Annotated in this window: 20 protein-coding genes; 13 read left to right on the top strand and 7 right to left on the bottom strand. The window is 70.7% G+C overall.

Annotation, left to right across the window (positions count from 1 at the left end; genetic code table 11):
- Positions 1-65 precede the first annotated feature (65 nt).
- From infB to ACZ4U4_RS26890, 5 genes are all read left to right on the top strand, one after another.
- Positions 66-3,125 carry a translation initiation factor IF-2 gene (infB, locus tag ACZ4U4_RS26910; RefSeq protein ID WP_467879294.1) on the top strand — a complete coding sequence of 1,020 codons (3,060 nt, stop codon included), beginning with the start codon at positions 66-68 and terminating at the stop codon, positions 3,123-3,125.
- 173 nt (positions 3,126-3,298) lie between these two features.
- A complete protein-coding gene (locus ACZ4U4_RS26905; protein WP_467879291.1) occupies positions 3,299-3,598 on the top strand; it encodes a DUF503 domain-containing protein in 300 nt (99 codons plus the stop codon).
- A 61-nt stretch (positions 3,599-3,659) separates the two neighbouring features.
- On the top strand, positions 3,660-4,115 hold the full coding sequence (gene rbfA / locus ACZ4U4_RS26900) for a 30S ribosome-binding factor RbfA (RefSeq protein ID WP_467879288.1): 456 nt from the start codon (positions 3,660-3,662) through the stop codon (positions 4,113-4,115).
- Positions 4,112-5,038: a tRNA pseudouridine(55) synthase TruB gene (gene truB, locus ACZ4U4_RS26895; protein WP_467879285.1), complete on the top strand. Its 927-nt coding sequence runs from the start codon at positions 4,112-4,114 to the stop codon at positions 5,036-5,038. The genes rbfA and truB overlap by 4 nt, the downstream gene beginning before the upstream one ends.
- A gap of 509 nt (positions 5,039-5,547) precedes the next feature.
- Positions 5,548-6,495, top strand: a complete 948-nt coding sequence (locus ACZ4U4_RS26890; RefSeq protein ID WP_467879282.1) for a bifunctional riboflavin kinase/FAD synthetase — start codon at positions 5,548-5,550, stop codon at positions 6,493-6,495.
- Positions 6,496-6,749: 254 nt separating this feature from the next.
- On the opposite strand, the gene ACZ4U4_RS26885 is transcribed toward ACZ4U4_RS26890, so the two are convergent.
- The 3 genes from ACZ4U4_RS26885 to eccE form a co-directional block, all read right to left on the bottom strand.
- Positions 6,750-9,431 carry an SCO5717 family growth-regulating ATPase gene (locus ACZ4U4_RS26885; RefSeq protein ID WP_467879279.1) on the bottom strand — a complete coding sequence of 894 codons (2,682 nt, stop codon included), beginning with the start codon at positions 9,429-9,431 and terminating at the stop codon, positions 6,750-6,752.
- Positions 9,432-9,728: 297 nt separating this feature from the next.
- Complete coding sequence (locus ACZ4U4_RS26880; RefSeq protein ID WP_467879276.1) at positions 9,729-10,577, bottom strand: hypothetical protein; 849 nt, start codon at positions 10,575-10,577, stop codon at positions 9,729-9,731.
- Positions 10,577-11,794, bottom strand: a complete 1,218-nt coding sequence (gene eccE, locus ACZ4U4_RS26875; protein ID WP_467879273.1) for a type VII secretion protein EccE — start codon at positions 11,792-11,794, stop codon at positions 10,577-10,579. The genes ACZ4U4_RS26880 and eccE overlap by 1 nt, the downstream gene beginning before the upstream one ends.
- A 335-nt stretch (positions 11,795-12,129) precedes the next feature.
- Between eccE and ACZ4U4_RS26870 the strand changes: the two genes are divergently transcribed.
- The 7 genes from ACZ4U4_RS26870 (at position 12,130) to mycP (ACZ4U4_RS26840) (ending at position 19,619) form a co-directional block, all read left to right on the top strand.
- The gene (locus tag ACZ4U4_RS26870; RefSeq protein ID WP_467879270.1) at positions 12,130-13,815 is read left to right on the top strand and encodes a type VII secretion protein EccB; all 1,686 of its coding nucleotides are present in this window, start codon (positions 12,130-12,132) and stop codon (positions 13,813-13,815) included.
- 383 nt (positions 13,816-14,198) lie between these two features.
- Positions 14,199-14,525, top strand: a complete 327-nt coding sequence (locus ACZ4U4_RS26865) for a WXG100 family type VII secretion target (RefSeq protein ID WP_467879268.1) — start codon at positions 14,199-14,201, stop codon at positions 14,523-14,525.
- Between the two features lie 119 nt (positions 14,526-14,644).
- Positions 14,645-14,938, top strand: a complete 294-nt coding sequence (locus ACZ4U4_RS26860) for a WXG100 family type VII secretion target (RefSeq protein ID WP_467879265.1) — start codon at positions 14,645-14,647, stop codon at positions 14,936-14,938.
- 210 nt (positions 14,939-15,148) lie between these two features.
- Positions 15,149-16,402 carry a type VII secretion-associated serine protease mycosin gene (mycP, locus tag ACZ4U4_RS26855; protein ID WP_467879262.1) on the top strand — a complete coding sequence of 418 codons (1,254 nt, stop codon included), beginning with the start codon at positions 15,149-15,151 and terminating at the stop codon, positions 16,400-16,402.
- Positions 16,402-16,731 carry a hypothetical protein gene (locus ACZ4U4_RS26850; RefSeq protein ID WP_467879260.1) on the top strand — a complete coding sequence of 110 codons (330 nt, stop codon included), beginning with the start codon at positions 16,402-16,404 and terminating at the stop codon, positions 16,729-16,731. The genes mycP (ACZ4U4_RS26855) and ACZ4U4_RS26850 overlap by 1 nt, the downstream gene beginning before the upstream one ends.
- A 2-nt stretch (positions 16,732-16,733) precedes the next feature.
- Positions 16,734-18,233 carry a hypothetical protein gene (locus tag ACZ4U4_RS26845; RefSeq protein WP_467879257.1) on the top strand — a complete coding sequence of 500 codons (1,500 nt, stop codon included), beginning with the start codon at positions 16,734-16,736 and terminating at the stop codon, positions 18,231-18,233.
- A gap of 87 nt (positions 18,234-18,320) precedes the next feature.
- Positions 18,321-19,619 carry a type VII secretion-associated serine protease mycosin gene (mycP, locus tag ACZ4U4_RS26840; protein WP_467879256.1) on the top strand — a complete coding sequence of 433 codons (1,299 nt, stop codon included), beginning with the start codon at positions 18,321-18,323 and terminating at the stop codon, positions 19,617-19,619.
- A 162-nt stretch (positions 19,620-19,781) separates the two neighbouring features.
- On the opposite strand, the gene ACZ4U4_RS26835 is transcribed toward mycP (ACZ4U4_RS26840), so the two are convergent.
- Entirely contained in the window at positions 19,782-20,846 is a 1,065-nt protein-coding gene (locus tag ACZ4U4_RS26835) for a WXG100-like domain-containing protein (protein ID WP_467879254.1), read from the bottom strand.
- Between the two features lie 139 nt (positions 20,847-20,985).
- Positions 20,986-21,282 (bottom strand): hypothetical protein, encoded by a 297-nt coding sequence (locus ACZ4U4_RS26830; protein ID WP_467879251.1) that lies wholly within the window; start codon positions 21,280-21,282, stop codon positions 20,986-20,988.
- Between the two features lie 394 nt (positions 21,283-21,676).
- On the opposite strand from ACZ4U4_RS26830, the gene ACZ4U4_RS26825 reads away from it, so the two are divergent.
- The gene (locus tag ACZ4U4_RS26825; protein ID WP_467879248.1) at positions 21,677-21,979 is read left to right on the top strand and encodes a hypothetical protein; all 303 of its coding nucleotides are present in this window, start codon (positions 21,677-21,679) and stop codon (positions 21,977-21,979) included.
- Between the two features lie 272 nt (positions 21,980-22,251).
- On the opposite strand, the gene ACZ4U4_RS26820 is transcribed toward ACZ4U4_RS26825, so the two are convergent.
- Both ACZ4U4_RS26820 and ACZ4U4_RS26815 read right to left on the bottom strand, forming a co-directional pair.
- Positions 22,252-24,243, bottom strand: coding sequence for an ATP-binding protein (locus ACZ4U4_RS26820; RefSeq protein ID WP_467879246.1), 1,992 nt, complete (start codon positions 24,241-24,243; stop codon positions 22,252-22,254).
- A 434-nt stretch (positions 24,244-24,677) separates the two neighbouring features.
- A complete protein-coding gene (locus tag ACZ4U4_RS26815) occupies positions 24,678-25,085 on the bottom strand; it encodes a hypothetical protein (protein ID WP_467879243.1) in 408 nt (135 codons plus the stop codon).
- Positions 25,086-25,172: the final 87 nt, after the last annotated feature.

Genomic DNA, 25,172 nt, shown 5'->3' with positions numbered 1-25,172 from the left:
ACGCGATGAGTACGCCCATGAAGTAGCGACGGTCCGGTGGACAACCCGGACCTAGAAGGAGCGAAGTGGCTAAGGTCCGGGTATACGAACTCGCCAAGGAGTTCGGAGTGGAGAGCAAGGTCGTCATGGCCAAGCTCCAAGAACTTGGCGAATTCGTCCGATCGGCATCCTCGACGATCGAGGCACCGGTTGTTCGCAAGTTGACCGACGCTTTCCAGGCGGGTGGCGGCAGCGGCCGCGCCGCCGGCAAGCCCGCGGCGCCGCGCAAGGCTGCGCCCGCAAAGCCGTCCGCGCCCTCCCCGGCGCAGGCGGCGCGTCCGGCTGCCCCGAAGCCGGGCGCCCCCAAGCCTGGTGCACCCAAGCCGGGCCCCGCGGCCCCGGCCGCGCCCGAGGCGCCCAAGAGCGAGGCGCCCAAGAGCAGCGCGCCCACCCCGGGTCCGCGCCCGGCGTCGGCCCGTCCGGCCCCCAAGCCCGCTCCGGCCGCCCCCGCGCAGCCCGAGTTCCAGGCCCCGCCGTCCGCGCCCGCCGCACAGCCCGGCCCGCGCCCCGGCGCCACCCCCGGCCCCCGTCCGGCGCGCCCCGCGCCGCAGGGCGGCCAGGGTGGTCAGGGCCGCGGCAACGCCCCGCGTCCCGGTGGCGAGCGCGCCCCGCGTCCCGGCGGCGGTCGTCCGTCCGGCCCGCGTCCGGGTAACAACCCCTTCACCTCCGGTGGCTCCACGGGCATGGCCCGTCCGCAGGCCCCCCGTCCCGGTGGCGCGCCGCGCCCCGGCGGCCAGGGTGGTCCCGGTGGTCCCCGTCCGCAGGGCGGCGGCCAGGGTGGTCCCCGTCCCCAGGGTCAGGGCGGCGCCCGTCCGACCCCCGGTGGTATGCCCCGTCCGCAGGGTGCGGCCCCCGGTGGCGCCCCGCGTCCCGGCGGCGGTAACCGTCCGAACCCGGGCATGATGCCGCAGCGTCCGGCTGCCGGCCCGCGTCCGGGCCCCGGCGGCCGTGGCCCCGGCGGTGCCGGTCGTCCCGGTGGCGGCGGCGGTCGTCCTGGTGGCGGTGGCGGTTTCGCCGGTCGTCCCGGTGGCGGCGGTGGTCGTCCTGGTGGCGGTGGCGGTTTCGCCGGTCGTCCCGGTGGCGGTGGCCCCGGTGGCGGCGGCTTCGGCGGTCGTCCCGGTTTCGGTGGCCGTCCCGGCGGCCCCGGTGGCCGCGGTGGCACGCAGGGTGCGTTCGGTCGCCCCGGCGGTCCCGCGCGTCGCGGTCGTAAGTCGAAGCGGCAGCGTCGCCAGGAGTACGAGGCCATGCAGGCCCCGTCGGTGGGCGGCATCATGCTGCCGCGCGGCAACGGCGCGAAGGTCCGCCTCTCGCGTGGTGCCTCGCTGACCGACTTCGCCGAGAAGATCAACGCGAACCCGGCCTCGCTGGTCCAGGTCATGCTGAACCTCGGCGAGATGGTGACCGCGACCCAGTCCGTCTCCGACGAGACGCTGGAGCTGCTCGCCGGCGAGATGAACTACGTCGTCGAGATCGTCAGCCCGGAGGAGGAGGACCGCGAGCTGCTCGAGTCCTTCGACATCGAGTTCGGCGAGGACGAGGGCGGCGAGGAGATGCTCGTCGCGCGTCCGCCGGTCGTGACCGTCATGGGTCACGTCGACCACGGTAAGACCCGACTGCTGGACGCGATCCGCAAGACGAACGTCATCGCGGGCGAGGCCGGCGGCATCACGCAGCACATCGGTGCGTACCAGGTCTCCACCGAGGTCAACGACGAAGAGCGCCGCATCACCTTCATCGACACCCCCGGTCACGAGGCGTTCACCGCCATGCGTGCCCGTGGTGCCAAGTCGACCGACATCGCGATCCTCGTGGTGGCGGCCAACGACGGTGTCATGCCGCAGACGATCGAGGCCCTGAACCACGCCAAGGCGGCCGAGGTGCCGATCGTGGTCGCGGTCAACAAGATCGACGTCGAGGGCGCCGACCCGACCAAGGTGCGCGGTCAGCTCACCGAGTTCGGTCTGGTGGCCGAGGAGTACGGCGGCGACACCATGTTCGTCGACATCTCCGCGCGCCAGGGCACCAACATCGAGCAGCTGCTGGAGGCCGTGGTCCTGACCGCGGACGCCTCGCTCGACCTGCGCGCCAACGCGGAGCAGGACGCCCAGGGCATCGCGATCGAGGCCCACCTCGACCGTGGCCGCGGCGCCGTGGCGACCGTCCTGGTCCAGCGCGGCACCCTGCGGGTCGGCGAGACCATGGTCGTCGGCGACGCCTACGGCCGTGTCCGCGCCATGCTCGACGACAAGGGCAACAACGTCGAGGAAGCGGGTCCGTCGACCCCCGTCCTGGTCCTGGGTCTCACCAACGTCCCCGGCGCCGGCGACAACTTCCTCGTCGTCGACGAGGACCGTACGGCCCGCCAGATCGCCGAGAAGCGCGCGGCGCGCGAGCGCAATGCCGCCTTCGCCAAGCGCACCCGCCGGGTGTCCCTCGAGGACCTCGACAAGGTGCTCAAGGCCGGCGAGGTGCAGCAGCTCAACCTCATCATCAAGGGCGACGCGTCCGGTTCGGTCGAGGCCCTGGAGTCCTCGCTGCTCCAGCTCGACGTCGGCGAAGAGGTCGACATCCGGGTGCTGCACCGCGGCGTCGGTGCGGTCACGGAGTCCGACATCAACCTGGCGTCCGGCTCCGACGCGATCGTCATCGGCTTCAACGTGCGCGCCGAAGGCCGTGCCACGCAGATGGCCGACCGCGAGGGCGTCGACGTCCGGTACTACTCGGTCATCTACCAGGCGATCGAGGAGATCGAGGCGGCCCTCAAGGGCATGCTCAAGCCGGAGTACGAGGAGGTCGAGCTCGGTACCGCGGAGATCCGCGAGATCTTCCGCTCGTCCAAGCTCGGCAACATCGCGGGTGTCCTCATCCGCTCCGGCGAGGTCAAGCGCAACACCAAGGCGCGCCTCATCCGCGACGGCAAGGTGGTCGCGGAGGACCTCACGATCCAGGGCCTGCGCCGCTTCAAGGACGACGTCACCGAGATTCGCGAAGGTTTCGAGGGCGGTATCAACCTCGGCAACTACAACGACATCAAGATCGACGACGTCATCGCGACGTACGAGATGCGCGAGAAGCCGCGCGGCTGATCACGTAGCGCACCGTCCGCGCGGAGCCCGGCCCCCTTCGGGGCGGCCGGGCGGCGGGCGGACCCGGGGCCGGTCGGCGGAGCGTAATTTCCGTCGATCGGCCCCGGCCGTTGCGTGTACGGTGCGAGGGACTCGCGATTCCGAGGCCCCACGGGTGGCTCTACCCGTCGTACATGTACGTAGGGACACTGTCCTTCGACCTGCTTCTCGGCGACGTACGGTCGCTCAAGGAGAAGCGCTCCGTCGTCCGCCCGATCGTCGCCGAGCTGCACCGCAAGTACGCGGTGAGCGTCGCGGAGGTCGGGGACCAGGATCTGTACCGCCGGGCCACCATCGGCCTCGCGGTGGTCTCCGGGGACGCGGGGCACCTCACCGAGGTGATGGACCGCTGCGAGCGCCTGGTCGCCGCACGGCCCGAAGTGGAGCTGCTGTCGGTACGCCGACGGCTGCACGGCGACGACGACTGGTCATGACGGCCGGGCGGACGGACGCCGGTGGAAGCACAATTGTGGAAGATACGAAGGAGACGGACCAGTGGCCGACAATGCGCGGGCGAAGAAGCTGGCGGACCTCATCCGGGAGGTGGTCGCCCAGAAGCTGCAGCGTGGCATCAAGGACCCGCGGCTCGGCACGCACGTGACCATCACGGACACCCGGGTCACCGGCGACCTGCGGGAGGCGACGGTCTTCTACACGGTGTACGGCGACGACGAGGACCGGGCCAGCGCCGCCGCGGGCCTGGAGAGCGCCAAGGGCATCCTGCGCTCGGCGGTCGGCGCCGCGGCCGGGACGAAGTTCACGCCGACGCTGACGTTCGTCGCGGACGCCCTGCCGGAGAACGCCAAGACGATCGAGAACCTGCTCGACAAGGCACGGGCCTCGGACGCCAAGGTGCGGGAGGTGTCGTCGGGCGCGCAGTACGCCGGTGAGGCCGACCCGTACCGCAAGCCGGGCGACGACGAGGACGACGAGGGCGCAGCCGCAGAATGAAGCGTAAGAACACCGGGCCGGACGGTCTTGTCATCGTCGACAAGCCGTCCGGCTTCACGTCGCACGACGTCGTGGCGAAGATGCGGGGCATGGCCCGGACACGCCGGGTCGGCCACGCAGGGACCCTCGACCCGATGGCGACGGGCGTCCTCGTCCTCGGCATCGAGCGGGCCACCAAGCTGCTGGGCCACCTCGCGCTGACGGAGAAGGAGTACGTCGGCACGGTGCGGCTTGGGCAGACCACCGTCACCGACGACGCGGAGGGCGAGATCACCGCGTCCAAGGCGGCGCACGGCCTGGCGCGGGGGGACATCGACGCGGGCGTCGCGGAGCTGTCCGGCGCGATCATGCAGGTGCCGTCGAAGGTCAGCGCCATCAAGATCGACGGTAAGCGTTCGTACTCGCGGGTGCGGAACGGCGAGGACGTCGAGATCCCGGCCCGGCCGGTCACCGTCTCGTCGTTCGTCGTCCACTCCGTGCACGAGGCCGAGGCGGAGGACGGCACCCCGGTGACCGACCTGCTGGTCTCGGTCACCTGCTCCTCGGGGACGTACATCCGCGCCCTCGCCCGGGACCTGGGCGCGGGGCTGGGTGTCGGCGGGCATCTGACGGCGCTGCGGCGCACCCGCGTCGGGCCGTACAAGCTCGACCGGGCGCGGACCCTGGAGCAGCTGCAGGGCGCGGTGGACGACACCGAAGGCGCCGGGCTGCCGGTGATGCCGATCGGCGAGGCGGCGGCTGCCGCCTTCACCCGGTGGGACGTCACCGTGTCGCAGTCCCGGCTGCTGATGAACGGCGCGCGGATCCCGATGCCGCTGTTCGAGACCGACGGCCCGGTCGCGGCCTTCGACCCGGACGGCACCTTCCTCGCCCTGGTGGAGAACCAGGGCGGCCGGGCCAAGAGCCTGGCGGTGTTCGCCTAGAGCGGACGAGCACCGTACGGGGCTGTGCGGCCCGGTGTGGAGTGATCGGGGGAGCCGGTCCGGAGCTTTTGGCTTCGGGCCGGCTCTCTGTGTTGGGGGAGAGGCGGGGTCGCTCCGCGTGGGGGGGCGGGGCCTGGGCTGCGCTGCGTGAGGCGGGGCGTGGTGCGTGGGCCCCATGCGGCGGGCCCCGTGGGTGGGGTTGGGTGGCCCCATGCGGGGCGTGGCTTGCCGGTCGTTCCGGCCCCGTGCCGTTGCTCCGGCTCTGCCCTGTGCCGGTCGTTCCGGCCCCGTACTGTCGCTCCGCTCCGCCCCGTGCGGCGGGCCCCGTGCCCCTCGTGCGGGGCGCCCCATGCACGCGCCCCAGGGGCTCGGGGCGTGCGCCCCAGGGGGTTCGGGGCGGTGAGGCCACCCTTCTCGGGTGGCGGGGGGCCCGGCATGGCAGTCTTAGACCTGCGTCATGCCGAATTGACGCAGTGGACGGACAAGAGTTCGGGCGAGGAGCGGGCACAGTGCAGCGCTGGCGTGGCTTGGAGGACATTCCCGAGGGCTGGGGGCGCAGCGTCGTCACCATCGGCTCGTACGACGGAGTGCACCGCGGCCACCAATTGATCATCGGTGAGACCGTCGCGCGCGCCCGGGAGCTGGGTATCCCCGCGGTGGTGGTCACCTTCGACCCGCACCCCAGCGAGGTCGTCCGTCCCGGTACCCATCCGCCGCTGCTCGCCCCGCACCACCGGCGCGCGGAGCTGATGGGGGAGCTGGGTGTCGACGCCGTTCTGGTGCTGCCGTTCACCCGGGAGTTCTCGCAGCTGGCGCCCGCCGATTTCGTGGCGAAGGTGCTGGCCGACAAGTTGCATGCGCGGGTCGTCGTCGAGGGCCCCAACTTCCGCTTCGGACACAAGGCGAAGGGCACCGTCGAGACCCTCGCCGAGTTGGGCGTGGCCCACGGCTTCACGGTCGAGGTCGTCGACCTCGTGGAGCGGGGCTCGGCGGGCGGCGGGGTGCCGTTCTCGTCCACGCTCACCCGTCGGCTGGTCGCCGAGGGCGACGTCGCGGGCGCGGCGGAGGTCCTGGGCCGGCCGCACCGCGTCGAGGGCGTCGTCGTCCGCGGTGCGCAGCGCGGCCGTGAACTGGGCTTCCCCACCGCGAACGTGGAGACGCTGCCGCACACCGCGATCCCGGCCGACGGGGTCTACGCGGGGCTGCTGCATGTCGAGGGCGAGGCGATGCCCGCGGCCGTATCGGTGGGCACCAACCCGCAGTTCGACGGGAAGACCCGCACCGTCGAGGCGTACGCGATCGACCGCGTGGGGCTGGACCTGTACGGCCTGCACGTCGCGGTGGACTTCCTCGCGTACATCCGCGGTCAGGAGAAGTTCGCCACGCTCGACGCGCTGCTGGAGCGGATGGCGATCGATGTGAAGCAGGCCCGTGAGCTGATCGCCGCGGCGGGCTGAGCCCGGCCGCGCGGGGCCGCGCCATGCGAGAGGGCGCCCGGGGAACTCCCCGGGCGCCCTTCGTCGTCCGCGCCATGCGTGGTGCGTGGTGCGTGGTGCGTGCGCCCCGTGCGCCATGCGTCGTGCGCGAAGCCACGCGTCATGCCCCGCGCCCCATGCCTCGCGCCCCATGCGCGGGGCGCCACGCACACGCAGCGGGGCCCGGCACCGTGAAGTGCCGGGCCCCGTCCGCCTGGTGTGGGTCACCTACCGCGTCACTGCGGAGGCTGCTGCTGCCACCCCTGCTGGTCGGGCTGCGGCGCGTCCGGGGCGGGCTGCTGCTGTTGCCAGTGGGCGGGCGGCTGCTGCGGCTGCTGGGTCCAGCCGCCCTGCTGCGGCGGGTAACCGGCCGGCGGCTGCGCCTGGGGCTGCTGCTGCGGCTGACCCTGCTGCGGGTACTGCTGCTGCCCGTACGGGTCCTGGGCGTACGGATCCTGGCCCATCTGCTGGCCCTGCTGCGGGTACATTCCCTGGGCCTGCTGGGCGCGCGAGAAGTCCTCGGCGACCAGTGCGGAGAGGTTGAAGTACGCCTCGCGGGTCTTGGGCCGCATCATGTCGAGGTCGACCTCGGCACCGGCGGCCAGGTGTTCGTCGAACGGCACCACGACCACACCGCGGCAGCGCGTCTCGAAGTGCGACACGATGTCGTCGATCTTGATCATCTTGCCGGTCTCGCGGACCCCGGAGATCACCGTGATACCGCGCTGCACCAGGTCGGCGTAGCCGTGCGCGGAGAGCCAGTCCAGCGTGGTGCTGGCGCTGCTCGCACCGTCGACGGACGGCGTGGAGATGATGATCAGCTGGTCGGCGAGGTCCAGGACGCCGCGCATGGCGCTGTAGAGCAGGCCCGTACCGGAGTCGGTGAGGATGACCGGGTATTGGCGGCCCAGGACGTCGATCGCGCGGCGGTAGTCGTCGTCGTTGAACGTCGTGGAGACCGCCGGGTCGACGTCGTTGGCGAGGATCTCCAGACCGGACGGCGCCTGCGAGGTGAACCGGCGGATGTCCATGTAGCTGTGCAGATGCGGGATGGCGTGCACCAGGTCACGGATGGTCGCGCCGGTCTCGCGGCGCACGCGGCGGCCGAGGGTGCCGGCGTCCGGGTTCGCGTCGATCGCCAGGATCTTGTCCTGCCGCTCGGAGGCGAGCGTGGCGCCGAGCGCGGTGGTGGTCGTCGTCTTGCCGACGCCGCCCTTGAGGCTGATCACCGCGATCCGGTAGCAGGACGTCACCGGCGTACGGATCAGCTCCAGCTTGCGCTGCCGCTCCGCCTCCTCCTTCTTCGCGCCCAGCTTGAACTTGGACGGCTGCGCGTTGGCGCCCGGCTTGCGCCGCTTGGGCTGGTTGCGCAGCAGCCGGTCGGAGGTCAGCTCGACCGCGGCGCTGTAGCCCAGCGGCGCACCCGGCGTGGCCCGCTGCTGCGGCTGCTGCTGACCCGGCTGGGAGTACGAGGCGTAGTTCGCGCCGCCCGCCTGCTGGCCCGGCAGCGGCTGGTGCGGGACCTGCCCCTGCTGCGCGGCCTGCTGGGCCTGCTGGGCCTGCTGTGCCGCCTGTGCCTGCTGGGCGGCGTGGGCCTGTTGGGCCTGCTGCGCGGCCTGCGCCTGCGGGTCGTAGCCGGCCTGTGCGGGCTGACCCTGCTGGGGGTAGCCGGCCTGTGCCGGCTGCTGGGCCTGCGGGGGGTAGGCGGCCTGTTGCGGGTACGTCTGCGGCTGCTGCTGCGGGTACCCCTGCGCGGGTTGCGGATAGCCGTACGCCGACTGCTGGGCGGGCGCCTGCTGCTGGGGCTGCTGCGGGTAGCCGTACGCGGGTTGCGGATAGCCGTACGCGCCCGGCTGGTGCTGGGGCGCCTGCTGCGGGTAGCCGCCCTGCTGGGGGTAGCCCTGCTGCGGCGCGGCCTGCTGCGGGAAACCGGCCTGGGGCTGGGGCTGCTGCGGGGCCTGCGGCTGCTGCGGGGGCAACTCCTGCCCCGGCTGCGGCTGCTGGGCCTGCTGCGGGGGCTGCTGGGCCTGGGCCTGCTGGGCCTGCGCGGTGCGCGGGTCGGCGGGCTGGTACTCCGGCGGCAGCGGCGGCAGCCCGCCCTGCGCGGCGGGGTCCGTCTGCGCGGGCCACGGCGCGCCCTGCGGCGGCACGCCCGGCTGTGCCCCGCCCTGCGGCGGCACATCCTGCGGGGCGCCACCCTGCTGCGGGGCCTGGGGCGGGTTCTGCTGCGGCTGCGCGGCGGCCTGCTCCGGCGCGGGCGGTGCGGCCGGTGCCTGCTCGGGCTGTACCGCCTGCGGGACCTGGGGCGGTACCGGCTGCGCGGTGGCCTGCGGATCCGGCTGCTCGGGCGCCGGCGGTGCGGGCGGGGCCTGCTGCGCGGCGGCCTGCCCGGCGTCGGGCCCCGGGGTGTCGGCCACGGGGGCCTGCGGTGCGGCCGGTGCCGCCTCCTCCGCCGGTGCGTCGTCCTCGTCGTCGCCCCACAGGGAGGCCGACGGGTCGGCGCCCGTACCGGAGCGGACGTTGCCGCCGCCCGGGGCCGGGGCGTCGGCGGGCGCGGCCTCCGCCTGGGGCGCGGCCGGAGGCTCCGGGGCGTCCGCGGGCTCCTGCGGGCGCAGCATCGGGAAACCGGGCGGCGCGGCGTCGGCGGGCGGCGGCACCGGGGCGCCGGGGCCGTCCTGCGGTGCACCGGCCGGCGGACCCGCGACACCCGGGCCGGACAGCGGCTGTCCGGTGGGCGGCGGGGGAGAGGCGGGGGACGGGGCGGGCGCCATGGGCGTGCCCGCCCCGCCGCTGGTGTCGTTGCTCGCGTACCAGGCCGGAGCCGCGAAATCGATCTTGAATTCGCCCGTCAGGTCGAACTCGGACTGCTCGTCGTCAGGGTCGTTCCCGTCCGGGCGGAAAGCCTCCCGCTCGTTCACTGTGCCTCCTGGTGTACTGCAACGCACCTGAACGGCAGGACCGGATACAGGCGGATCGATCGGATGTCACGGAATTCGGAACACCCCGCCCGGGGTTGCGCCAACACTGCTTACTCCATCCCCGTATCGGCTGCCGTCCGGTGTGCTCCTGCGGCGACATACAGCCTAATCAAGAGTCGGGCCCGAACGGCAGTCGACGTCATGTCGTCTTCTGACCCCGCGGTACGCCTACGGGCGCACCCGAGGATGCGCCCGTAGGGAAAGCCCCGCTCCGCGGGCGCGGGGCGCCCGGCGTCGTCAGTCCATCCGGCGCGGTCCGCCGAGCAGATTGGTCTCCGCCTCGGTGGGTTGCGTCATCACGAACTGGTGGCTGTCGCGCGTACACCAGAGCATCGCGTTGTCGCTCAACGTCGGCAGCACCGCGCCGACCTGCTCCGGAAGACGCATCACACGGGTGACGACCTCCGCCTCCTCCGGCGACAGCCGCTGCAGTCCGACCAGATCCGCCCGGCCCAGCAGCTGCGGCGAGCGCGGCCCGAGGAACGGCAGCACCGTGAGCACCGACTGCCAGGGACTCGGCGCCAGCTGATTGCGCGGGGGGCGCGCGCCCATGTCCCGCACCACCAGTACGGGGCTGGAGACCGACGGCCCCTGGGGCGCGATCTGACGCACCTCGTGCACCGACACACACTGCTGACCGCCACCGGCGGCCTGCGCCATCTGGCCCCAGGCCGGCGGCCGCGCCGTCTCGACCGCCACGCGTGCGCCGGTGGCGACCGTACGCAGTGCCAGCACCTGCGCCATCCACATGCTGCCGACCAGCGCGATCTCCAACGGCGCGGGGCGCAGCAGGGACAGCACCGCGGGCTGGTTCTGCGGGTCGATGCCGATGATGACGCCGTCGTCGCCGACCGGCAGGGTCAGCGACGCCAGCGACTCGGCCGTCAGCACGTGCGGGCTGCGGCGCGGACCGCGCAGCCCGAAGCCCGGCTGCGGCGTCGGCCCCGACTGCGCCGACCGCTGCTCGTCCGGACGCGGCTGGTGCGAGGGACGGCGCCCCTGCCCGGCGTCCGGCGCCCCGATGGGCGGATTGCGCCAGCCCGTCCCGGAGTTGTTCACACGCGGCTGATACGTGGGAGAGGTCATCAGCGGGTACCTCCGAGGGGAAGCGTGGCGAGCAGACCGGGCAGCTGCTCCCGGTCGAGCCGGACGAGCCCGACCTTCGCCGAACCGGAACGCCGCTCCAACTCCCGCTGCGCGGCGTCGAGTTCGTTCTCGCTGCGGGTCGACAGCCGGACGTAGCCCGAGATCGCGGGCGCCCGCCCGCTGCCGTGCGTCGCGGTCAGCGCGAAGGTGCTCGCCATCGCCGGGGTGCTGGTCAGCAGCTGGGTGACGGCCGCCAACGGCGCACCGCCGGGGCCGAGCTGGGGCCAGCGCCCGATCCAGTACGTGGTGTGCCAGCGGTCGTCGCAGCGCCATGCCCGCGTCGTCTCCTGGGTGCGGCGACCGGAGCGGCTGTCGCGCCCCATGGCGCCGTTGGCGGCCCGCGGGCTCACGCACACCGCAGTGCCGACCGCGGCCACGACCTCCCGCTCGGCCAGCACGCGCGCCCGGACGCCGTGCGAGGTCAGACGGCTCACCAGCTGGTCGGCGGCGCGCAGCAGCGACCGCTTGGCGCCGTCCATCCCGCCGCCGCGGGCCTCGATCGCCTCCGCGCACAGCTCCGGGTCGAGCTTGAGCGCGATCCACGTCAACTGCACCGCGGGGGTCTGCGACTGCGCCTGCAGCGGTGCGTACGAGCGGGCGGCGACGGCCTGTTCGGGCAGGTGCGGCGCCGGCGCCGGCTGGGTGTACTGCACGTACTGCACGGATTCGAGGTGGATGTCCTCGACGTCGAGCGCGGTGTGGAGCACGTCGAGCGGCAGCATGTGGCTGCCGCTGACGGGCCGCAGCGGCTCGTCCCGGGGCTCGACCTGCACCAGGGCGGTCAGGAAGGTGCCGTCCCCGACGAAGCCGACGGCACGCTGATCGGCGTCGGTGTACTCGTACGTGCGCAGCGCCGGGTCGCACTCGACGACCGGGGCGAAGGCCGGCTCGACGCCCTGCGTCGTCGCGGTGCTCGCGGCCTTGCCGCGGCGCTTCATCGCCCGCACGGTCGTGATCCACTCGGGGAGCGGGATCCGGCGGCGGCGGCCGAGCGCGAAGATGACGAGGACGGCGGCGAGCACGACCGCGACGGTCAGCGCGATCACGTTCACGGACGCGCCGACCAGGACCAGCGCGGCGGCGATCTCGATGATGGCCAGCTGCTGGACGCGGACGGGGCCGATACTGCCGATCTGCGGGCGCAGCCGCGGGACCACCGGTCCCCCCGACGAACTCCGGCCCCCTTCTCCGCCGTTGGCCGGATCCGGTCCGTCCTGACCGCCGATTCCCGCGGTGCGCGGTGCCGTGGAAGGCTGTTGTTGCTGTTGCCGCCCATTGCGGCGTCGAGCCCTGGTGGCGCTGGACATCCCCCGGCCTGCTCCTCTACTGGTGGTGTGGCCTCACGGCGTATCAATCGCCGTGGAGACTGGTGCGTTGGAAGGTGGCACCCGTACCGTACGGGTCGATCGACACACGGCATAGTAGAGGGCGCTACGGCTTGAGTGCCGGGGGCGGTCGATGCGGATCCGACACACGGGGAGAGAAAGCAACAATGGCATCACGTCGGGACGAGCTCAATGCGTATTCATTCGCGCGGAAGCGTACGAATGCCGCATTTCTGAAGCCGCTGCCGAGCGGTTCGATCGAGAGTGCGCCGCGCCCGCTGAAAGCTGTGCTGCCGAGCGTCCTGATGGGCGTCGTGATCCTTGTCGGCTTCGGTGCCTGCGGCATCGTGAAGCCGGTCGCGCCCGAGGGCTGGGACAAGGTCGGGGAAAACGTCATCGTGGGGGCCGATTCGACGACCCGTTATGTCGTTCTCTCCGGTGACGGTAGTCAGGGTAAGAAGGAGAAACTCCTCCACCCCGTCCTGAACCTCGCCTCCGCGAAACTCCTTCTCGACCCCGATAAGTACAAAGTCGTGAATGTGAAGGAATCCGAGCTGGACGGAAAGATCGCACACGGTCCCGCCGTCGGAATTCCGTTCGCCCCCGACCGTCTTCCCAATGCCACGGATGCCGGAAAGGCGAAGACCTGGGCCGTCTGCGACCGTCCGGGCAGCGGTATCAACAGCAAGGCCCAGCAGGCCGTGTTCGTCCTCGGGGGCAAGGACAAGAACCTCGTCGAGGACAAGGGGCGCCTCGACATGCACCAGGTGCTCTTCGTGCGCGACCCGCAGAAGAAGCTCTGGCTGGTCGACCACAACGGCTTCAAGTTCGCACTCGACGCCACCCTGGGCGGGCGCATCGCCGCGCCGGCGGGCCAGGGCTCGAAGGACCCCGACCTGCTCCTGCGCCGCGTGCTCTTCAAGGAGGCCGAGCCGCAGGACGTGACGCAGCAGTGGATGGACACCCTCATCAAGAGCCCGGTGCCGATCTACCTGCCGATCGTCCCGGGGGCCGGCAAGCCCTCGCACGCCTCCGGTGTCCCGCCGCAGCACCGGACCATCGGCACCGTCCTCGAAATCCCCGGCAGCGCGGACCAGAGCGCGACGGACGGTGAGAAGGCGGGCAAGAAGTACGTCGTCACCGCGGGTGGCGTACAGCAGGTGTCGGACTTCGTCGCCAAGCTTCTGATGGAGGGGCCGAACGCCCAGCAGGTGCACCCCGACAGCTCGGCCATGACGCCTGAGCAGGTCTCCACCTCCAGCATCACTCCGATGAGGGACGACAAGGACCGCTTCGTCTCGTATCTGGGCAAGGTGGGGAACACCGATGTCGACATGCCCTGGCCGACCGAAGAGGTCGACATGGCCAACAACTTCGCCGAGGGCTCCCAGACCGGTGGCCTGACCACCCCGACCGAGAACGGTGTCTCCTGCACCGTCTACGACGGCACCACCACCAAGCTTCCCGGCGGCGCCGACAAGGCGCTCGGCTACCCCAACGGCCTGCCGAACATGGGCACCTGGATCGGCAAGGACTACCCGGCGAAGATCGCCAGCGGCGCCTCCTCCTACGTCACGCCCGGCAGCGGCCAGCTCCTCCAGCGGGTCCGCACGCCCCAGGAGAAGGACGGCTCGCTCTACCTGATCACCGACACCGGGCTGCGCTACCGGGTGCCGATCAACAACGACAGCTCCAGCAAGGCGGGCAACGCCAAGCAGGAGGTCAACCAGGCCGCCCTGCGGCTGGGGTACAAGGGCGTCCACGCGGAGCCCATGCTGGCGACCTGGATGGACCTGCTGTCGGAGGGCCCGGTGCTCAGCGTCGACGCCGCCCGCAAGACCGGCACGTCGTAACGGGACGGCGGGCGGCACACCCCGCCCGCACCCGCCCCGTGCATTCCACGGGCGGGTCACCGGATTTCGGTGGCCCGCCCGGCTTTTCCGGATTTGCTCCACGGATTCCGTTGCCTCTCGGAAGGGGCCCGGGAAAATCTTGATGTGTTTCTCCGTGGGCCGATAGAATCCCATCTGTCCACTTCGCATGATGCTTTCTCGAACTGGCCCTACGGGGCGGCCAGTTGGTGTTGTGGTGATCCGGTCACAACGCCGCTCCCTCTGTTGGGAGCGACTGTATGAAGTGGTTAAAGTGGTCGATGGCGCCAGCAGGCGGCGCCGACCGCGCAGCACCGTCGCCGGTGCGGTGCGGGTGACGTGCGAGTCTCATGGGGGACGTTGCGATGAGTGGTAGTCAGTTCACAGTTACCGAAGAAGAGATGGTCGCGTTCAGCGGCAAGATCGGTTCGGTGACGCAGGCGATCGAGGGCGAGATCCGGCACCTCAACACGGTCGTCGACAACATCACCTCCGGCTGGCGGGGCCAGGCGGCCTCTTCGTACAACCAGCTCCAGTCCAAGGTGAACGAGGACGCGACTCGCATCAACCAGCTTCTGAACGAGATCAAGGAAGCGATCGACGGCACGACGAAGAACTACGCGGCCTCGGAAGAAGCGCAGCACGCGTCGATGTCCCACGTGGCCTCCGCCTCGGACTCCCCCTTCGGGTGAGGACCGGCGCCGCTGCGGCGGCGCGGTGAGCCAGTAGCCGCGGCACAGCGATGCGGCATCGCCCGTATCGCGCCGCGGCCGTGTGAATCGACCAGTTCAGTACATTCCGAGGAGAGATCATGTCGGGCCACATTCTCGTCAATGCCGAGACGATCGAGCAGGCGTCCCAGGACGTGAAGCGCACCGCCAACCAGATCCGGCAGCAGCTGGACGACCTGGAGGCCGGCGTCAAGCGCATCGCCACCACCTGGGAAGGCGCGGCGAAGGAGGGCTACCAGGCCCGCCAGCGCGAGTGGGACAAGCGCGCGCACTCCCTGCAGCAGACGCTGGAAGCCATCTCCAAGGCGCTCCACGAGGCGTCCGTGAACTACCGCGACACGGAGCACCGCAACGCCAACATGTGGAACCACTGAGCACCAGCAGGTGACAGCGGCTTCCGCCGCCGCAGGCGGAAACGGCTAACGGCTGAGCAGCCACGAGGCTCGCACAGTGGCAGAAGAGGGCGGGCGCGCTGCACCAGTGCGCCCGCCCTTCTGGCGTCCGGGCCCGCGCCGCTCCCGTAGCCGACGGCCCCCCGTACCGCTTCCTCGTCCCGTCCACCACGCATGGAGAGCAGACAACCCGTGGGATCTCGCGCCAACGGTCACCGAGCAGGGCACCACCGCCGCGCGGCGGCCGCACTGGTGACAACGGCCTGCACCATCGCTCTTTCCGGTGTCACCGCCCTCCCGGCGGCCGCGGACGAGAACGTTCCGCTGAACAGCGGCGAGTGCAAGTTCAACACCACCGACATCAAAGAGACCCCGTGGTCCCTGCAGCGCCTGATGACCCCGCAGCTGTGGGCGAAGACCCACGGCCAAGGGGTCCGTGTTGCCGTCATCGACACGGGCATCGACGCCGGGAACGACCAGATCAAACCGGCCATCGGGTCCGGTGGCCAGACCTTCGTCAAGGGCGGCAACGAGACCGAGGACCGGGTGGGCCACGGCACCAAGGTCGCCGGCATCATCGCCGCCCAGCCGCGCCCCTCGTCCGGCTTCTACGGTCTGGCGCCCCAGGCCAAGGTCATCCCGTTCCAGCAGACCGACCAGGAGAAGCCCGGCACGGCCGACAGCCTCGCCAAGGCCATCAACGCGGCCGTCGGTGAGGGCGTCGACATCATCAACATCTCCCAGGGCACGGACGCGAGCGAGGACCGGCTCCCCACCCTGAAGGCGGCGGTCGCCAAGGCCGCGAAGGCGGGCATCCTCATCGTCGCCTCGGCGGGCAACGACGGCGCCTCCGGCAAGGAGAAGCGGATGTACCCGGCGGCGTTCACGGAGTTCGACAACGTTCTGGCCGTCGCCGCTTCGGACCGTAACAACGAACGTGCGGCGTTCTCGCAGCCCGGCGACTACGTCGACATCGCGGCGCCCGGCGTCGACATGGTCTCCACGGTGCCGGACGGCGGTAACTGCGTGGACCAGGGCACCAGCTTCGCCGCCCCGTACGCGGCCGGCGCCGCGGCGCTCCTCAAGTCCCTGCACAAGGACTGGACGCCGCAGGAACTGATCTGGCACCTGGAGCAGACCGCCGAGCGCGTCAACCGGGGACCGGACCACAACATCGGATGGGGCGTCATCGACCCGGTGGCCGCCCTCAACGACACCACCAGGCCCACCGCCGAACCCACTCCGGACAAGCCCGCCGCCCAGAACACCACCAAGGTGCAGCCGGCCGCCCTCACCATCGGGGAGAGCCCGGAGGACCGGCGGGCACGCATTTCCCTCTACATTGTGGGCGGAGGACTTCTGGCGGTTGCCGGAGTGGTGGGTTCGTCGATCGCACTCCGGGACTGGCGGCGGAAGAACGGCTTGATCACACGGGGAGGACAGTAATGGGCAGTGCCGACGAATATTTCGTCGATCTTGAAGCTCTGGACACGGTGGGCCGAAAGCTCAACGGCGTACTCCGCTCGATGGAGGAGACCAAGACCAAGGCCGGTCACAGCACTTACCTGCCGGAGGGAACTCTTGGCACCGGTTTCAGGGAAGAGCGGGAACTCCGGGAAGCCCATGACGCCATGAAGGCGTGGATGGACGACAACATCCTGAAGAAGATCGCAGAGCTGGTCGACGATCTCAGCAAGAAGACGGCGAAGACGCGGGACGCTTACCACGACCGCGAGTACGACGCCTCCAACGCTCTGAATCCTGGAGGGAAGTAGTCGTGAGCGAGAACAAGGGCGGAGTCACCACCGACAAGGGCTGCTTCTACGCCAAGCACGAGACCAAGTTCTACCAGTACAACATGGACCAGTTGAAGGCCATGGTGGCTGACGCCAAGCCTGGCAAGGTCAAGGAAATCGCGACCAACTGGAAGTGGATCCACGACACCCTCATCGGGTCGGACGGCCGCGGCGGGCTGCGGAAGGAATTCGACGACGCCGTCAAGGAAGTCCTGGAGTCCTGGGGTGGTCAGGCGGCGGAGGGATTCCGTCGGACCGCGCAGAAGATCAGCGAGAACATCGGCAACGCCGGTCCCTGGGCGATCAATATGCACGACATCATGAATGGCGTCGAGGCGTCGCTGAGCGACTACAAGCAGAAGATCGACGACATGAAGAAGCCGACGGGCACCGAGAGCAAGCTCGATGCCGCCGGTAACTACGCCCTGAAGGTGGTCACCTTCGGGTCCAAGGGCGGGCGCGACGACTCCAAGGCCAACAGTGAGCTGGCGTCCGGAAAGCCGACCGAGGACGTCCTCAACGGCAACTCCGGTGAGCTGTCGGAGGGCAAGGAGCGCCAGCTCCAGACGGCGATCATCATGGAGTACCTGGGGTCGGCCTACAAGTCGAATGTGGCGGCGATCGGGAAGCCGCCAGCTACGAGCCTGAGGGACAAAGAAGTACCTCCTCCTGGCGGCGACACGCCGCCGCCACCACCGTTCGTCCCCATGCCCGACAGCGTGATGAATCCGCCGAAGCCGTCGGCGCCGAAGTCCGACATCCCCGGCGCACACGGTGGCGGGTACAAGTCACCTGTGGGCCTTGAAGGTCCGCGTCACGACGGCGTCTCCGGCGGACTGGGCAGCACCATGCCGGCGAAGTCGTCCACGATGCCCAGCATCGGCACCGGACTTGACAGCTTCTCCGGTGGCGGAGGAGCCGGTGGCGGGGGGCTTTCGGGCGCCGGTGGCGGGCTCGCCGGAGGCGCGGGCGTCGGCGGCGGTGCAAGCATCGGCGGCGGGAGCGGTGCCGGTGCCGGCACCGGACCCAGCTCCACGGGTATGCCCGGTGGCGCCGGAATGATCGGTGGCGGTGTCGCCGGTCGCGGCGGCGCGGCAGGCGGTGCGGGCGCCCGTGGTGGCCGTGCCGGTATGCCGGGCATGGGAGGCGCTGCAGGCCGCGGTGCCGGAGGAGCGAAGGGCGGCGGTGCAGCCGCCGGACGCGGCAGCGCGCTGGCCAAGCAGAAGGGCGGCGTGATCGGCGGCGCCAAGGGCAAGACCGGCGCTGGCGCCCAGGGCGGCTCCGGGCTGCACCGCAGCCGTGGCGGTTCGCAGAAGGGGAGCCTCGGGGGGCGGCGTCCCGCGGGGATGGCCGGCGCGCCCGGCGTGAACGGAGCCAAGGGCGGCGGCAAGAACGAGAACGGCGAGCGTCCCGACTACCTCGTGGAGGACGAGGAGACCTGGACGCCCGAGCGTAATGTGGCCCCGAAGGTCATCGAGTAGAGACTCACTGGCCAGGTAATCGGCGGAGACGAGGGGGCCCGCAGTCTTCGGGCTGCGGGCCCCTTTCTCTAGGGAGAGGTGTACGGCATGAGCTTCACGCGGACGCTGCGGGCGGTGAGCGGCGCTGCAGTGGCTGGAGCGATGCTCTTCGGTACCGCGCCGGTCGCTTCGGCAGACCAGATGAGAGATCAACAGTGGGCGCTGAATTCCCTTCATGCGGAGGAGGCGTGGAAGGTCTCCACCGGTAAGGGGGTAACCGTCGCTGTTCTCGACGCCGGTGTGAATGGGAGCGTTCCTGATCTCAAGGGCAACGTTCTCCCCGGAAAGAATTTCTCCACCGGCGATCCCGCCGATCAGGAGAGTGTGAACAACCACGGAACCTCCATGGCCTCTCTGATTGCGGGACATGGACATGGTCCTGGCAATGCTGATGGCGTCATGGGGCTGGCGCCGGATGCGAAGATCCTCCCGGTGAAGATCACGAACTCCGAGAATGCCACGTACGGTACGACATATGCTGGCGGTCTGAGGTATGCAGTCGACCATGGGGCAAAGGTCGTCAACATGTCGATCGGTGACCCTGTCACGCCCACCGAAGAGGAATACTCCGCTATTGCCTATGCGGTGAAGCACGACGTGCTGCTTGTCGCAAGCTCCGGAAACGATGGCTCGGGGAACGCAAACTATCCGGCAGCGGCCCCTGGCGTTCTGGGCGTGGGTGCCAGCGACAGGAATCAGAAGGTCTGGGACGATTCCAACTACGGTTCCTATGTGATGCTCACGGCACCCGGTGTCGAAATCCGCTCTGCTGCGGCCACCAAGTCTTACCGGTACGCGAGCGGAACCTCCGACTCCACCGCCTACGTCTCGGCCGCCGCCGCTCTGCTCCGCTCCAAGTTCCCCGATCTGACGGCTGGTCAGATCGCGAACCGTCTGGTGAAGACCGCGAAGGCGCCCGCCGGTACTGACACGCCCGATCCGTATTACGGCTATGGCGTCATCGACCCGTACAAGGCGTTGACCGCCGATATTCCGGCGGGGTCGAAGAACGGGCCGCTCAAGTCGCCCGAGGCGGGTGACGACGGTTTGATGAAGCCGTCCAATCGGTCGGATGCGACGGAGCCGCCGGATACCAGTAACTTCCGTGCGGCTCTCGGGATCATCGGATTCTCGCTGATCACGCTCTTCGTGATTGTCGGCATCATCGTCCTGGTCGTCGTGAAGAAGAAGCGGAAGAACGGCCCTCCGCCTGGTGGGCCCATGGGATTCGGTGGGCCGGGTGGGCCCGGGGTGCCGCCGCAGCAGGGCATGTATCAGCAGCCCGGTGCCTACCAGCAGCAGCCCGGTGGGCAGGGCCCCTATCCGCCGGCGCCTCCCGGTCAGTGAGGTTCAGCTGAGGGGCATTGCCCTTTGAAACGTTGTCAGGGCCCGGCAGTTATTGGACTGCCGGGCCCTGATGGATTGGTGGAGTTTTCGCGGAGCGGGAGATTGCGGAGTTCGCGCGGTGGTGAGCCCGTCGCCTCGTTGTCGCCTGTGTGAGGGAGGGCCTCAGCCGAAAACGGACCGCATGTGTTCCCGCACCGTGTCCGTGTGTTCCTGGTGGCGGGTAGCGGCGCCGCCGGTGTGCCGGTCCGTGTGGCGTTGGGCGTGGTTCAGGCCGCGTTCGGTGAGGTCGGCGTGGGCGCGGTCGGTGTAGCTGGTGGGGTCGGCGAGGCTGGTGGCGCCGTCCTGGTAGTTCTGCAGCCGGTCCTGCGCGTCCTGCTGGACGTCGTCGGCGTACTCCTTGGCCTTGTCCTTGCCAATGTCGGTGGTTTCGTTCCACCGGATGCCGTCGCGTTCGCCGAAGTGGGTCTCGATGCCCTGCTCGGCGATGTTCTGGCCCATTTCCGTGCCGGCCTCTTTGGCCTTTTCCTTGGAGCCCTCGACGACGGTTTCCTTGGCGAACTCCTTGGCCTGGTTCTTCGCCTCGGCGACGACCTTGTCCTTGACCTCTTCCTTGACTGTCTTCTTGATGTAGTCGGCGGCCAGCTTGCGGGATTCCTTGGAGACCGCCTTCTTCGCCATCTTCTTCACGGCATCCATGGTGGCGTGCTCCATGGCCTTGGTGGCCGCCTGCACCACTTCCCGCTTGATCTTGTCGAGGATCTGCCGGACGATCACGCGCGTCGCCTGGGTGGCGCCGGCCGCGCCCAATTCGGAGAGGCCCAGGGTGAACGGCGCCGCGGCCTGTGCGGAGATGAGTTCCACGGCCAGCATCACCAGCTGGACGATGACCGCGACTTTCCCTTCGATGACGGCCAGTGCGGCGGCGTCGAAAGCGAGCGCGATGACCTCGGCCGCCGCCGCGGCGTCGCGGAGATAGTTGTCGCCGCTGTTCCCGCCACCGGCGAACGCGCCCCATTCGTCGGTGAAGCCCTCGACGGCTGCACCGGAGTTGGCGGACGTCACCTCGTTGGCCGCGGACGAGCCTTGGGAAAGGGCTTCGTCGACCTGCTCGGCGAAGGTGCGCCAGGCCGCCGCGCAGTCGAAGAGCGCGTCCTCATCGGCCTCGGGCCATTCGTATCCCAGGAGGTCCAGGACCCAGGTGACCTCTTCGGGAAGTGTCAATGACACGGTGTTGTCCCCCGTACGGTGTGGCAGAGAAGCGCGATGTGGCCGCGGTCGGCGGGCCGGGTCGCGGTGTGGGAAGGAATGCCGGAGCGGCTCCGGGAATACGGAGCGCGGTGCCGGACGGTGCGGGGCGTCGGCCCCGTCAGATCATGGGGCGGCCGACGGCGCTGATCGTGTGGATTCCCTGGTCGTCGGAGGCCGTATAGGACCGGGCCATCTCGCCGAGCTTCTCGCCGATTCCCTCAAGGCGTTCTCCGAGTGAGTCCATCGACGTGAACATGCCCTTTTTGATCGGGTCGTAGATGGTGTCGAAGATTTCGCCGAAGTCGCACTTCTTCCAGGGGTCGCCGATGCTTTCCAGGTCGTCCTGGAGTTTCTTCGACGCCTTGCTGAAGTCGCTGCCGATGCGGATGAACGCGGTGCCCTGTGCCTTCAGCACGTCCGGTTCTATGTCAAAAGCCTTGCCTGCCATCGCTGCCCCCGTTGCATGCCCATTTCCGCATGGGCAATTTCACATTCAACACTCTTACTTTATGTGATCTCCATGGCGCCGCGTCAAATGGGGTTGTGCAGGAAATGTGGGAGTCGTGGAGCGTTAATGGGTGGGTTGAGTGGGTGAGCTGGATTCCGGTCGGGGCGGTGAGGAAACGGTGCGGTGGCAGGGGGTGGAGAATTCCCGGATACAGGGAGGGCGGGGGGAGGAAAGGGAGGGGCGGGAGACCGTTTTCTCGGTGGAGTGGGGTGGAGTGGGGCGTGAACGGGGCGCGTCGGGCGGGGTGTTGCTCCGTGGAGAGTGCGGGCGGTGCCGGGGCGGTCCCGTAGCATCTCGGATCATGGAAGCAGCCAGGGGCGAGGAAGAGCCTCTTTCGGGGGAACGGCCGGCGGTGACGCCCCGTCAGGCGCGGCGGATACGGATCGCGCTGGCCTCGGTGATGATGGGCGCGATGGCCGTAGTGCTGGTGGTGCGGCTGGCCAGCCGGACCTCGGTGCTGGTGGTCGGGGTCTACGGCGCGGCGCTGGTGCTGTGCGGCGTGGTGATCGAACTCAGCCGCCACGGACGTACCCGGCTGGGGAGTTGGCTGCTCGGCATCGGGCTCGCCGCCGCCCTCGCCGCGGACTGGCTCCTGCTGCCGTGAGCCCGGAGCCGCCACAGGCTCATCGGACCTGACCCTGCCCCCGCACCATGCGGCCTGAGCCGCGCGCCCTGGCCCCGCAGCCCTCGAACCCGTAAGCCCCGAGCGGCAAGACCGGCGGCAGGTACGGAAAGAGGCCCTGGACCCGCATCCCCCCGGACACACTTGGCCCCGGACCGCTCACCGGCCCGGGGCCCACGCATACCGGAGAAGAACGGCCTACTGTCCCGCCGCCCCCAGGCGGCTGCACCGTGGCGGCGGCGAAGGCGCGTCGCCTACCGTCCCGAAGGCTCCGCCTCATCGCCGGCTCCCAACCGCGCCGGGACGGCACCCGGTATCGCCAGGATCTGCCGGGCGGTGACGCCGCGTTCGGTGGCGAGGAGCAGGATGCCGTCCGGCGACAGGTCGGCGTCGAGGACGGGGGAGTCGGTCGGCACCGCCGTCACCACCTCCCGGGTGCGCCGGTCGTGGACGCGGACGCAGCCGTCGCCCCGGGCGAGGGCGAACGGTGAGGTGGCACGGTCCTCCTCGGAGAGGTGCACCACCTGTTCGGGCGCCGCGTCGAGCGGGGCGCCGTCCGCCAGGGCGTGGACGACGAACGCGCCGTCACCACCGGGCAGTGGACGGGCGCCCGGCGCCGTGCCCGGGACGCGGCAGACCGCCACCGGTACGGGGGCCGGGCCGCCCGGGAGCACCCCCGCGGTGACGGCCGTCGCCCCGACGAGCGGCACCCTCCACAGGGTGCGCCACGGCAGGGCCAGATCGAGGCCGTGCAGCGCCTGTGCGTACGGCGTCAGCCCGTCCTCGGTGAACGCCGTCTCCAGGAAGGCCGCGCGGAGGGCGGGCGTCGCCCGCGTACGGATCAGCAGTGGCGCCGTGCGCAGATACGTACGGGCCGGGGCGCCCAGCTCCTGGAGCGGTACGGCTTCGACGGCGGCGCGCAGCGCCACCGGGTCGGCATGGGCGAACAGGCCCGGGTCGGTGAGGAGTTGCGGCAGCAGCCCGGCGTCCAGGGTGTGTCCGGCGATGCGGTCGCGGACGTAGGGGTCGGCCCGGGACCAGTCCTGGTCGGGCACCGCCTCCAGCAGCTTCATGGCGATCCGGGTCTGCGCGCCCCGGACGTCGGGCAGCCACTCCCGGATCTCCGCGGCGAGCGCGGGGTGGACGAGGCGGACCAAGGTCCGGCCGTCGGCGCCGTCCCCCGGGTCGGAGGGGGGCTCCACCCGGTCCACGAACGGGGCGGTCAGCAGCCCGCGCTCGGCCGGCTCCCGGCTCAGATCGCGCTCCGCGACGGCGCTCGCCAGCGCGCCCCACAGCGGCAGCGGCAGCCCCTCGCCCTCGGCCAGCGCGAGCGGCGCCAGCAGCAGCCGCAGCAGCTGCGGCTCGGCGCCCAGCCGCCGGGCGTGCAGATCGACCGCCTGCCCCACGGTGGCGGGCAACCGCTCCGCATCCGCCGGGTCGAACCCCTCCGGTGCCAGCAGCGCGGACCGGACGGCCAGCTCCACCGTCAGATGGTTCCCGCCGGCGCGGGCGGCCAGCGCCGCCGCGAGCGCCGCGCGCGGTCGCGGGTCGGTGGTGAACGGCAGGGCGGGCGCCCCTCGGGCCGGATCGAGCGCCGTGGCGGCGTGCGCCGCCAGCCCGTCCGGATCGGCCCACTCCGGTGCGTCCAGGTCGATGATCTGCGCCTGGCCCTGCGGCAGCTCGGCCGTGAGCGCGGCGGCCAGTTCGCGCGGGACGACGGTCAGCAGCTGCACGGTGGGGAGGGCGGCGAGCGGTGCGAGGACCTCGCGCACCAGGCGCGCCGGTTCCCCCGCGGCGCGCACGGGGCCCGCCGCGGCGACGTCCGGGACCACCAGCGTCACCGTCTCCTCCCGCGCGCCCAGCTCGGTGAAGACGTCGGCGCCGGCGGCGAGTCCGAGGTGATCGGCGACGGTCCGCAGGAACTGCGCCGCGGTGAGCCCGTCGGGGCGCGGCACGGCGGGCGCGGGGAGGTCCGGCGGTACGGTCGCCGGGTCCAGGTCGTCCACCGGCAGCCGGTTGCGGGACTCCGGGTCGCACAGCATCAGGAAGCCGGTGAGCAGCCGTCCGCGCCCGCTGCCCGGGGCGCCGGTCAGCGCGATGACGCGGGGTGCGCCGGGCCAGCTCATCCGCCAGGCGGCGAGCGCGCGGAGCACCGGGGTACGGCCGCCGACGTACGGGTGCGGCGCATAACCGGGCATCGCGACGCCATCCGTCCGCGAGGCGTCGATGGTTTCCTCGTCCCCCATGAAATCCCGCCCTTCACCGTCTCGCCGTCGTTCTCCGGCTCACCGGCGATCTTATGATCCGCGTCGCGCCCCCGGAGTCCTCGGGGCCGCGCTGTTCCGGAACCGGTACACGGGGTACGTCCGGTGGGCGGCGGACCGGGTATCGGACGCCCGATCCGTTATCCGGCTGCCGGTTTTCGCGTCGAAAGACCCGTACTCCCGATTTCCGTACGCCCTTCACGGGGCGGAACGTGCGGGACCGCAGCGGGCGTATCTCCCCGGGCACTTCCGGAGAGGCGAGTTGCCGCGCGCTGCGAACCAAGGTGTGAAGAAAAGGGGGAAATTGGGAAAGGGGGGAGGGAGGAGGTGGAAGGAATTGCGCGGGAAACAGGAAGGGGGAGGGGAAGAGATCCACGAGCGGGATCTCTTCCCCTCCCCCTGCGCCGTCCGCGGCCTCAGCTCCGGTGGGAGGAGCCGCCGCGGCCGCGGCGCGGGCCGGTGACGAGGCCGGAGGACGGGCCGTCACGCTCGGCGCGCTCCTTGTCCTCCTGCTCCTGCTGCTGCTTCTGCCAGGCGGCGAACTTCTCGCGCGACTCCTCGCGTTCCGCCAGCGTCTGGTCCTCCGCCGCGCGCCGCATCTCCCCGAGGCGGTCGCCGATCGCGTCCATGTACGACGGCGTCTGGATCGCTTCCTTCATGCCGATCCGCCCGGACAGGACCTCCTTGGCCATCTCCTGGAGCTGCCCGCCGACGTTCGGATTGTCCGCCAGGGTCTTCAGTGCCTTGCGCAGCCGGTGCGCCTGCTCCGGATCCTGGGCGACATCCATCAGGTCCTCGTCCTGGATCTGCCGTTCGTTGCTCATGCTGCCCCCTTGAACGTGTGGCACAGCAACCCCGTGTGCTGCACCGGCGTCACGAGTCTAATGACGGGCAGGAACAGGGCGTCAAGG

The sequence above is a fragment of the Streptomyces sp. NPDC029159 genome (assembly GCF_055564055.1).
The sequence above is the reverse complement of the archived record's forward strand: the minus strand, read 5'-3'. Positions and strand labels throughout refer to the sequence as shown.